The organism is Thioalkalivibrio sp. (assembly GCF_007692535.1).
Lineage (GTDB): Bacteria > Pseudomonadota > Gammaproteobacteria > Ectothiorhodospirales > Ectothiorhodospiraceae > Thioalkalivibrio.
On sequence record NZ_REBW01000056.1, the window covers coordinates 1 to 10923 of the forward strand.

The 10923-nt window shown below is 63.9% G+C and carries 10 protein-coding genes and 1 pseudogene; 6 read left to right on the plus strand and 5 right to left on the minus strand.

Going from position 1 to position 10923, the window contains the following annotated elements:
* Positions 1–445: 445 nt before the first annotated feature.
* Both EA346_RS01320 and EA346_RS01325 read left to right on the plus strand, forming a co-directional pair.
* The gene (locus tag EA346_RS01320; protein WP_296754676.1) at positions 446–907 is read left to right on the plus strand and encodes a PRC-barrel domain-containing protein; all 462 of its coding nucleotides are present in this window, start codon (positions 446–448) and stop codon (positions 905–907) included.
* Positions 908–1083: 176 nt separating this feature from the next.
* Positions 1084–1479, plus strand: coding sequence for a DUF6627 family protein (locus tag EA346_RS01325; RefSeq protein ID WP_296754678.1), 396 nt, complete (start codon positions 1084–1086; stop codon positions 1477–1479).
* 94 nt (positions 1480–1573) lie between these two features.
* Here EA346_RS01325 and EA346_RS01330 read toward each other — a convergent pair whose 3' ends face one another.
* A complete protein-coding gene (locus EA346_RS01330; RefSeq protein ID WP_296754681.1) occupies positions 1574–1783 on the minus strand; it encodes a hypothetical protein in 210 nt (69 codons plus the stop codon).
* Here EA346_RS01330 and EA346_RS01335 point away from each other — a divergent pair.
* A complete protein-coding gene (locus tag EA346_RS01335) occupies positions 1773–2162 on the plus strand; it encodes a hypothetical protein (RefSeq protein WP_296754682.1) in 390 nt (129 codons plus the stop codon). The genes EA346_RS01330 and EA346_RS01335 overlap by 11 nt on opposite strands.
* Before the next feature lie 136 nt (positions 2163–2298).
* Positions 2299–3537: a phospholipase D-like domain-containing protein gene (locus EA346_RS01340; RefSeq protein WP_296754684.1), complete on the plus strand. Its 1239-nt coding sequence runs from the start codon at positions 2299–2301 to the stop codon at positions 3535–3537.
* Between the two features lie 267 nt (positions 3538–3804).
* Here the strand turns inward: EA346_RS01340 and pyk are convergent, their stop codons facing one another.
* Positions 3805–5253, minus strand: a complete 1449-nt coding sequence (pyk, locus tag EA346_RS01345; protein ID WP_296754686.1) for a pyruvate kinase — start codon at positions 5251–5253, stop codon at positions 3805–3807.
* 684 nt (positions 5254–5937) lie between these two features.
* On the opposite strand from pyk, the gene EA346_RS01350 reads away from it, so the two are divergent.
* Positions 5938–7923, plus strand: a complete 1986-nt coding sequence (locus tag EA346_RS01350; protein WP_296754697.1) for a S9 family peptidase — start codon at positions 5938–5940, stop codon at positions 7921–7923.
* A 279-nt stretch (positions 7924–8202) separates the two neighbouring features.
* Positions 8203–8733 (plus strand): DUF1566 domain-containing protein, encoded by a 531-nt coding sequence (locus EA346_RS01355; protein WP_296754688.1) that lies wholly within the window; start codon positions 8203–8205, stop codon positions 8731–8733.
* 178 nt (positions 8734–8911) lie between these two features.
* Here EA346_RS01355 and EA346_RS01360 read toward each other — a convergent pair whose 3' ends face one another.
* From EA346_RS01360 to msrB, 3 genes and pseudogenes are all read right to left on the minus strand, one after another.
* Positions 8912–9733 (minus strand): universal stress protein, encoded by an 822-nt coding sequence (locus tag EA346_RS01360; protein WP_296754690.1) that lies wholly within the window; start codon positions 9731–9733, stop codon positions 8912–8914.
* A gap of 226 nt (positions 9734–9959) precedes the next feature.
* A pseudogene (locus EA346_RS01365) lies at positions 9960–10091 on the minus strand (DUF433 domain-containing protein); the annotation flags it as partial.
* 94 nt (positions 10092–10185) lie between these two features.
* Positions 10186–10743, minus strand: coding sequence for a peptide-methionine (R)-S-oxide reductase MsrB (gene msrB / locus EA346_RS01370; RefSeq protein ID WP_296754694.1), 558 nt, complete (start codon positions 10741–10743; stop codon positions 10186–10188).
* Between the last annotated feature and the right edge of the window lie 180 nt (positions 10744–10923).

Below are 10923 nucleotides of genomic sequence, written 5' to 3' on the forward strand. Positions count from 1 at the left end.
CGTTCGACGAAGACGCGCCGCGGCGCCTTCAGGTCGGGCTGCACACGCCACGGCCTTGCGGCCAAGTATGTTGACACGTGCCTCCGGCGCGGATGGCCGGAGCGACTACTCCCCTGAGGGTGCGGGAACTATAGCCAAGCCCTGCCGGGCCTGTCCAGCGGTCAGGTTGTGAGGGGGCAAGCACCTTTGACCCGCTGCGAAAGGGCGTTTACTCGTCCTGACTGCCCGTCGCTGAAGCTGCTCCACAAGGGCCGCCCGTTGGCTGGCAGTGCATGGGATTGCGCGTGCCTGGGGCTCCATAGGGGGGGGTTACCTAGGTGTCCTTACGGCTTTTTTTCGTCAGGGAGACCCTCTAGTGTTCGAATCAAAACAAGAATGCGAACGGACGTCGTTGGCTCGTTTCCGGGAGCAGACCACCACAATCCAAGACCAAAAGGAGACCCAGATGAACTACTGGAAGGCATTGGCAATGAGTGCGTTGTTGGTTCCGACGATGGCGATAGCGCAGCAGGCGGAAGAAATGGAGGAAGTTGAATTCCTCACTTCGCTGGATGTTGAACACGTGCTGGTCGGTAATCTGCTCGGCAGCCCGGTGCACGGCCAGGTCACCGCGGTACACGAGGAGGAAGCCGATGCTCCCGCTCAGCCTGCCACGCCCGAGGGGGAAGAAGTCATTGGTACGGTTGACGACATGATCGTGAACCTGGATGGCGAGATCGTTGGCATCGTTGTCGGTGTGGGCGGATTCCTGGGCATCGGCGAACGGGATGTGGGCTTGAGTTGGGAGGCGATCGAGGTCCAGCGTGATCCCGAAAACCCGGATGCCTACATCGTCAGGACCGGGTTGGACCGGCAGTTGCTGGAAGAGGCGCCGGAACTCGAGCACGGTCGTGACGGCATCCTCTAGGGAAAACGCTGATTTATCGGCGTTTCCCTGCGGCACACGGAAGTGCCGCCAGAATCGACCACCACAGGTGGTTGATTCTGAACCAAGCTGCAAATCGCATTTGCAGCGCAGCGCGCGCTGAGAAAGCCAGGATGGCTTGATTCAGCGCTTCCCTAGCGGTGATGAGGGTAACAACGATGAAAGCAAAAACGTTCTACTCGAGGGCCGCGATCCTTCTCTTGGCCCTGTTGCTTACGGCGCTTCCAGCCACGCCCTTGCTGGCGGGAATGATCGATACCCAAACTCTGGTCGCCGCCTCGAGCGCCCAGTTTGAGCGCACCGAACTCGTTCAGCGTCTCCAATCGGACGAGGTTCGGGACGCTTTGACCCGCATGGGCGTTAATCCCGCCGACGCGCAGAAGCGGGTGGACCGCCTGAGCGATGCGGAGGTATTGGCGCTCAATGCACGCCTGGAAGAACTGCCGGCGGGCGGGAGCGCGCTAGGGGTCATTGCGGCGGTCTTCATCGTGTTGGTGATTACCGATGCGCTCGGCATAACCGACATTTTCGGTTTTGTCCGGGCCCAGCGTTGACTCGGCACGCGTGATGGAAAACCGGGTTGCCAGCCGCGAAGGATCGATCCCCTTGGCGTTGCTGACCCTCAGGAATGCTGCTCGATGTTGCCGATCATGGAGCAAGATCGAGGCAGGCTCGATACGGAAATTGAGCCGATTTCTGTAGTCGGGGGTCAGGGGCGATCAGCTGCACATCCGCGCCGCGGTTTTCCAGAACGACATTGATGATTTCATCGAGCAGGTGGTGCAAGCCATTTACCGGTTCTGACACGGCAGCACCACACCGGTCATCGAGGAAATGAGGAGTTTCCATGCGCAGCATCGTTGGCGCTCCTGTCCATCGCTGCAACTCCGGTCCTCGCAACGAAGCCCAGCCGATTCGCCGGGCTCGCCGCATGCACACCACGGTCGCGTTGGGCGTGCTTCTGTATTTCGCGGTGCTCGTGGCGGGAGCCCCGGCGTTGGCGCACTATCCATGGATCAAGGTGCACATGGAGGAGGAGAGCGAGTCCTTCCGCATCAGCTTCGGGCACGCCTTTCCAGAGGACGGGCTGTTGCGGGTCGATCGTCTGGAGGGCATTCGCGCGGTGCATTCCGACGGTAGCGTGGAAGCGCTCGAACTCGGCGAGCGCGAGCATCATCCGCTCCCCAACGCGGTGGAAGGGGCCCGGATGATCGTCGCCAAGCAGAAGCCCGCGTAATGGAGCTGGAGCTAGCGGGCCATGCGGTATTCTGGGTTGAGCAATGCCCGAATGTGCCCAGTGCAGACCATTGGGCCAGAGGTGATGAATGATGTTCCGATCCAGAATCTGGTTGGTCGCGGTTGCCGGGGGGAGCGTGCTGGCCACCGCAGTGTCATTCTTTGTCTATTTCAACGCCGTTCCCGTACCGATGCGGGTTGCAGAACCGTTGTCCCTGGTACCGGCCGTCGGGACCGAGGAATTCCGTCACTTGCAGTCGGTGGTCCTCGACAGTGCGGCCACACCGGGAAACCGGATCGATGTCTTCGAGAATGGTGAAGAAATCTATGCGGCCAAGCTGGAAGCGATCGGCCAGGCAACCCACAGCATCACCTTCGAGACTTACGAGTACTGGGGTGAGGAAATCGGCGGCGCCTTCGCCGAGGCGCTCGCCAATGCTGCGCAGCGAGGAGTTGCCGTCCACGCGATCTTCGATTTTGTCGGCTCGGTGCCCGCCAGCGGCGAAAAATTTCGCAGGATGGAGGAAGCCGGTGTGGAAGTCGTGCGCTGGCGGCGGCCTTCCTGGTACCAGTTGTCGCGCTTCAATCACCGTACCCATCGCAAGCTGCTGATCGTCGACGGCATGATCGGATTCACTGGCGGTGCCAACGTGGCCGACCCCTGGAAGGGCAACCCCGACAGCGGCGGCTATCGCGACAATCATTATCGCTTCGAAGGCCCGGTGGTGGCACACCTGCAAAATGCCTTCATGCTCAACTGGCTCAATGCAAGGAATCGCCTGCTGCACGCAACGGAGTACTTTCCGACGCTGGAAGCGCGGGGTGAGCTTGGGGCCAAGGTGGTCAACAGCTCACCGCGAGAAGGCACGCATCGGATACGGCTGATGTTGCTTCTGGCCATCGCCGGGTCTCGCGACAGCATTCTCCTGGCCACGCCATATTTCTATCCTGATGACATGATCATGGACGCGCTACTGGACGCCCGTGACCGTGGCGTCAGTGTGGATATCCTGCTTCCGGACGACGAACACTACAGTGCCGCCTTTAGAGAGGCTTCCAGGAATCGCTGGGGCGGCCTTCTGGAGGCCGGTGTGCGCATCCACGAGTACCAGCCGTCAAAGTATCACGCCAAACTCTATGTTGTTGATGATTACTGGGTATCCATCGGTTCGTCTAATCTCGACAACCGCTCCTTCCGGCTCAATGACGAAACCAACGTGATCATCATGAATCGTGATCTGGCGGAAACCCTGACAGCACAGTACGAGCGCGACCTGGAACGGGCGAAGACCTACGATCTGGAAACATGGGAAACCCGGCCCCTCACACGGCGCCTGCTCGGCTGGCTGGCCATGACGATCGGCTGGCATCTCTAAAAGCCCCGCCCGCCAAAGTCGGTGCGTTTCAAGGTTCCACGCGACGCGATCCGCAACTTGAGATGAGTCGCGTCCCGCAGGGCTCGGACCGGCTTCCGGCACGGGATCACATGCGCAGACTCTCCATGCTGGCCCAGCGTACCCCCGGGCGTCCCAGCAACGAATCACGATGTCGGGATCGATACTGCACCCGCTGACATCAACGTCCTTCGCGCATGACGCGCGGCACCGGGCGCGGTCTGGATCGGGTGCGGTCCGGCGTGATCCTCACAACGACTTCGGGTCAAGCTCGATGATCTCGAGCCGGTGGTTGCCCCGGGGATTTTCGGCAGAGGGCCCCTGGGTCAGCAGCACCATTCCCGAGTCCATGTGCAGGACCGCGAGCTGGTCGCGCACGTATCCTGTCCAGTCGGCGCGGTCGCTATCCACGTTCACAGGGTATACCCCGTAATTGAATTGCAGGGTCTGGGCGGTCGCCGGATCGGGACTGAGCGCAACGACCCAGCGCGGCAGCCGAAAACGGGCGACGTTGCGCGCGCTCGCGCCACTGCGCGTCGGAACCACTACGGCCCGGGGGGGCGCCTGGTGCACGGTGTGATACACGCAGCGCGCGATCAGATCGAGCGGACGCGGCGGGTGGCCGTCACTCCTGACATCCCCGTAGACGCCCTGGATCTCGGCGAACGCCCGGTCGTCCTGTTCAGGCTCGATGGCGGTCGCAATGCCGGCCAGCATTGCGACCGATTCCACCGGAAACTGACCCATGGCAGATTCGGCGGAGAGCATTACGCAATCGGTACCCCCGAGGATCGCGTTGGCAACGTCAGTGGCTTCGGCACGGGTCGGTCGCCGTGAGGTGACCATGGACTCCAGCATTTGTGTCGCCGTAATGACCGGTTTCCCGGCGCGAAGGGCACGCTCCGTGATCCGGCGTTGTGCCACGGCGATGGTCTCGATCGGGATCTCCACGCCGAGGTCGCCCCGCGCGACCATGATGCCATCCGCAACCTCGAGGATCGCGTCGAGGTTGTCGAGCGCCGCGGCGCGCTCGATCTTGGCGATGACGAAGGGCGCGTAGCCGAGGGCCGCAGCGGCAGACCGAACTTCCTCGATGTCCTGGGCGTTGACCACGAAGGACTGGCTCACCGCGTCAACGCCATGTTCGGCGGCAAAACCCAGCCACTCACGGTCGTTGTCGGTAAAGGCACTGATCCCGAGGTCGATACCGGGCAGGTTCAGCCCTTTGCGCGAGCGCAGTTCGCCACCGGTATGCACCCGGCAGACCACGTCGTTGCCGTCGACGTCCGTCACCTCGAGCTGTATGTAGCCGTCGTTCAGGAACAGTGCATCGCCGCGCTTCACCGCGGCGGGCAGACCGGCAAAGCTGACCGATACGCGCTCGACGGTACCGACGCATTCCTCGGTGGTCAGCGTGATGTGCTCGTCCCGAACCAGTTCGACCGGCTCCTCGGCCAGTTCGCCGATGCGCATCTTCGGACCTGGCAGGTCACCCATGATCGCCACCCGGCGATCGCATGCAGCCGCGGCCTCCCGGATACGCCCGATCAGTGCTGCGTGGTAGTCCGCGTTGCCGTGGGAAAAGTTGAGCCGGGCGATCCCCAGTCCGGCCTCGATCAGGGCCCGCAGTGTCTCGGGTTGTTCCGAGGCCGGCCCGATGGTGGCGACGATCTTGGTCTTGTGTGCAGGCAAGGGCATGGGGCAGCTCCGGGGCGGGCGTTTGCGAGGCACCTTCGCGATGCTCTACCGAGAGTCTAGCAAAAGGATCGAAAAACCAACCGCCTACGCCAGGGTTTACACTCCACCGAAGGCGCAGTCAATGGTCGGATCAAGCCTTTTCTGACCACGGAAAGGTGATCGGGATGTCTATATCGTCCTGTCAGAGGGTAATGAAGTTGGATTTTGTAGCAGGAAGAGGGAGAGTTTCGTGCCGTGCAAGCGGCAACGACCTGTCCGGCAACCCGCAGCGGGCCGCTACCAAGAAACCCGTTGATCGTTTCCGTCCTCCGGCTCTGGTTGGACGAGGGGATCGAATGAAGGACGCACCTCGGCATCGATAGCGAGATCTGCCCGACCGGCGGCGGGGCGGTGCGAATCATCGTCTATATCGGGGATCCCGACGTCGTCGAGAACATCCTCGCCCACTGGGATGAGAAAGCCCTGAAGCCGGACGGGTCGATGCCCCGCTCTGCCGAGCGCCGTCCGAGCGCGGGCGATTGGGCTGATCGGGTTTCTCACGATGACCTCAAGGCTGCTGACCGGACCCGATCTGCAACTCCGCTGGCCGTAGGAGGTCCATACTCGGGTATGCGGTTGTCCCCACGCACGAGCAAGACACCGGAGGTTGACATGCGCAAGCCGGTCCTGACCCTCGCCCTCCTGATGGTTGCCGCAGTCGCGACCCCGGCGTCCGCCGAGCGCGCCGATCGGGAAGTGCCGCCCCTGCTCGACATCGAACTCTTCTTCAAGGATCCGCAGTACAGCGCCGCCCGCATCTCCCCCGATGGGGAGGCAGTCGCCTTCCGCAGCGCCCATGCGGGGGCGATGAACCTATGGGTCAAGGGCGTTGACGAACCCTTCGATCAGGCCCGTCCGGTGACTGCCTACGACCGCTCCGTGAGTCGCCACTACTGGAGTCGCGACGGGCGTTTTCTGCTCTACACCCAGGATCGCGACGGCAATGAGAACTACGAGATCAGGGCCGTTGACCCGTTCGCCGAAGGACATGCCGATTCAGATGTACCGCCCTCGCGCCTGCTGGCAGGTGCGGAAGGCGCGCGGGCCATCGTGTATCACCTGCCCCGCGGCGAGCCCGACGTTCTTTACGTGGGGCTCAACGATCGCGATCCGTCGCTTCACGATATCTATCGCGTGCATATCGCTGCCGCAGAGCGGGAGCTGGTGGTACGGAACGACGCCGGCATCCGGCACGGGACCTTCGATGAAGGCCGCTTGCGCAAGGCCTCGCGCACCACGGATGACGGGAGCACCGAGATCCTGCGCGTGAACGACGACGGCGAGCTCGGCGACGTGGTCTACCAATGCACCTTCGAGGAATCGTGCAGGCTCATGCGCTTTCATCCCGACGGAAAGCGGATCTATCTCAGCACCAATGCCGGCCAGCGCGACCGCATCGAGCTCGTGCTGCTGGACCCCAACAGCGGAGAGGAACAACGGGTGCACCAGGATCCCGAGCAGGAAGTGGACCTGAGCCGTGCGATCTTCTCGGAACAGGACGACCGCCTGCTCGCCACGGTCTATCTCGGCGATCGTCAGCGCATCTATCCCCACGACGAGGAATTCGCGGCCCACCTCGGCCGGCTGCAGGAGGCACTGCCGGAAGGCAACCTCGATATCACCTCCACGACCCGCGACGAGACGCGTTGGACCGTCGCGCTGTCCCGCGATACGGACCCCGGCACGGTGTACCTTTACGAAGCCGAGGACATGGCGCTGAGCGAACTCTATCGCATGCGTCCTGAGCTGCCGAGCGAGCACCTGGCGCACATGCAGCCGATCCGCTACACCGCCCGCGACGGCACCGAGATTCCGGGTTATCTGACCCTGCCGCCCGGCCAAGAGCCCCGCAACCTGCCAGTCGTCGTGCACCCCCACGGCGGTCCGTGGGTGCGCGACACCTGGGGATACCGCGGCACGGTGCAGTTTCTCGCCAACCGCGGCTACGCGGTGCTGCAACCGAATTTCCGCGGCTCGTCGGGCTACGGCAAGGAATTCCTCAACGCCGGTAACCGCGGCTGGGGCACGGGGGTCATGCAGCACGACATCACCGATGGCGTGAAGCATCTGATTGACGAAGGCATTGCCGACCCCGAGCGGGTTGGTATCTACGGGGCGTCGTATGGCGGCTTCGCGACCCTCGCGGGCCTCGCTTTCACGCCCGAGCTCTACGCGGCCGGCGTATCGGTGGTTGGCCCCTCGAACATCATCAGCCTGGTCGAGTCCTTTCCCGCCTACTGGCGCCCGGGCATCGCGCGCTGGCACCGGCGCGTCGGCGACCCCGAGGATCCGGAGGACCGAGAGCGGCTGAAGGCGCAGTCACCCCTGTTCTCGGCCAACCGCATCCGAGCGCCGCTGATGGTCGTCCATGGCGCCAACGACCCGCGAGTGATCCAGGCCGAGTCCGATCAGATCGTGCGCGTTCTCATGGAAGCCGGTCACGACGTGAAGTACTACCTCGCCCCGGACGAGGGCCACGGACTGGTCGACGAGACCAATCGCCTGGCGGTGATGGCCGCGCTCGAGGACTTCCTCGCCAACCACCTGCGTGGCCGCCTGCAGGATGCGCACCCGCAGACGGCAGAGGAGCGTCGCGCGGCGCTGCGTGTAGACCTTTCCACGCTGGACTGATGCCGCCGGCAACACGCTGCCTAAAGCCGGGGCACCGGGCTCCCCAGTGGCTTCGGGCAGGCAAAACCCCAGACCTGACACCTCCGCGCCTCAGGGAGGCTACACTGCTGGTCGTGCCCCTTATCGTCGGGAGCTCCGACCGCATCGAGGGTAAGATCGACGGCGACGCGCGCAGCTGGCACGTCCTCGAGTTTGAGGGCGAGTCCACGGCCAGTTTCCACGAGTTCAGCCATCCAACAACAAGCCCCCATTGTGGCCCGATACCCGAGGAGCGTAATCATGAAGTCCACCCTGACCAGCGTCCGATGGATCCTTTCGACCTGCGCCGTTTTGCTTTCCACCAGCGCCATCGCCGACATCCCTCCAGCCGCCAACGAGTGCGTATCCAATCTTGTGGAAACCACCCCGTCTGCCGATTTCACAGCCCTGGAAGGGGGCGAGGTGGTGCGCCACGAACCCACCGGGCTGGAGTGGCGGCGCTGCGCCGAGGGCATGTCGTGGACCGGCACCGGTTGCACGGGCAGCGCCAACACCTGGATCTGGCAGGCCGCGTTGCGACACGCGGACGCCGTATCCGGGTGGCGGCTGCCCAGCATCAGTGAGTTGCGCACTATTGTCGAGCGCTGCAGAACAGGACCTGCCATCAACCAGCAGGTATTCCCGGACACGCCTTCGCCCAGTTTCTGGTCGTCCTCGCCGTCTGCTGAACGTGCGGACCTCGCGTGGGGCGTCAACTTCCACAATGGCTCCGACCTCTGGCTCAGCAAGAGCCACCCGTTCCGGGTCCGGTTGGTGCGTGACGGACAGTGATTTTTTCTGGTTCCTCGTCATTCTGAGTGGAATCCGCCGACGTGCTGAGCCATGTTCAGGGAGGGATTCCGGACAGGAGCGACGGCATGCGCGGCGCTAGTGCTGGTTCTGGTACACGCGCTGGAAGTCCAAGAAGGCGGGTACCGGCCTTCAGGCGCAGCATCCGGACCGACCGTGGTCAGCCGTTGCCGGGCACCACCAGCGTCAGGCGCCGCGCCTGCTGGCAGACGGCCTCCGCGGTGCTGCCCAGTAGCCGCTCCGCCAACACGTTGTGGCCGCGCCGCCCGAGAATCACCAGATCCACGTCGCGTTCCTGCGCCACTCGCGCGATCTCTGCCGAGGGCCGGCCGTGGCCCAGCAGTTCCGCATCGAAGTCATGCTTTCCGGTACGTTCCGCCAACGCCGATACATGGTCCTCGATCGCCTGGCGTTCCTCGGCATACTCGCGCTGGTCCACCCAGCCGCCGACCGACACCACCATCGCGCTCTCACAGTGCCGAAGCAGTTCCAGGAAGGCAGCCTCGGCGGCACCCGCGGCCGGCGAACCATCGGTCGCCAGCAGTAGCCGCGAGACCGGCACCGCCGGCAGTTCCACCGAGGGGTCGGTCGGTGCCAGCAGCACCGGACGGTCAGCCCCGCGCAACAGTTCCTGCACCGTACTCCCCAGCAGCAGGTCATCCAGGGTGCGGTGACCGTGGGCCCCGGCCAGAATCACGCCGGCGCCGCGTTCTTGCGCCACGCGTACGAGTTCTTCGACCACCGGCCCGGTTCCGACTACCGTGTCCAACTCGAAGCCCTTCCCCTGCAGTGTCGCCGCGGCCTCCTCCAGCCGCTTCGCGGCTCCCCCGGCCTTCTCTGCTTCCTGTTCGTCCCGCGCGCCCCCTGGTACATGGACCAGAGTCAGCCGGTTGCACCCCAGTGACCGTAGTCGTTCCGGCTGCGCCTGCAGCCGCTGCCACGCCGGAGAGAAATCCACTGCGACCAGGATATGTTCGAACATGCCTTCCTCCAGAGCCATTCGGCAGGGCCGGCGTTGCCGGCCCCGGGCATTCGCGACGCAGCCGCGGATGCCGTGCATTATCTCTTTCTTATAGCTTCCAAAATCGCCCGACGCCCCCGCGAAGTCGTCCCCGGCGTGTCGCGTTCGCTATGCCGCGCGCCGCTGATGATCCCCGTTATTCCCGAAGCGGTCGCGCGCGGGCCGCGGTGTTCAGGGTCTCCGGCGCTCCTCGAGCCAGAAGATCCGGGACATCCTTGACGCGGATGCGCAGACCCCGCACGCATGGGCGCCCGCCGCAGACGTCTGGATCGATCGTGATTCGGTGCAATTCGCTCACTTGAGTCGCCGCTATGTCCATCTCCGCCTCAGAGTAGAAAATCACCGTGGCGGGGACAAGCGCCACCACCGGCTCTTAAAGTGGACCCCAGTGTCAAGACAGGAAGTGCCCGAGTTTAAGCAACGGCCTGGGCCTCGCGAAGCTCCGGCAGGGGCTCGCCCTCGGGGACGAAGTTCAGCGCCACGCCGTTGTTGCACCAGCGCTGGCCGGTCGGATCGGGCCCGTCGTTGAAGACATGGCCCTGGTGCCCACCGCAACGCGCGCAGTGATACTCGGTGCGCGGAATGATCAGCTTGAAATCACGCTGGGTGCCGACGTGCTCGTCATTGATCGGCTGCCAGAAACTCGGCCAGCCGGTGCCGGAATCATATTTGTGAGCGCTGGCGAACAGCGCCAGGTTGCAGCCGGCGCACACGTAGGTGCCGTCGCGCCATTCCTTGTCCAGCGGGCTGGAGAAGGCCGGTTCGGTGCCGTCGCGGCGCAGTACGCGGTACTGCTCCGGGGTAAGGATCTCGCGCCATTGCCGGTCGCTCAGATCCAGCGGTTCGGAGGGGCGCTTGTCTTGCGCGCCGGCCGGCTCGCTCCGACAACCGCCCAACCACAACGCCGGCAGGGCAAGTGACAGTCCTGCCAGCAGGCGGCGGCGCGACAACTCAGAGTAACGGTTTTTCATACCCATATTGGAGCAGGTTTCGCGGCGTTGGTTCGTGAACACGGTCGCCTGGCCGGGGGCTAGAGAGATTTCTTCATGGTGAGGCTAACCGGAACCGTCATGGGCTCGGAGCGCGCCATCCCGAATGATGAAAGCACAAGCGCCTATGGAGTGCGGCGGCTTGCCGCCGCTTTGGGGAGC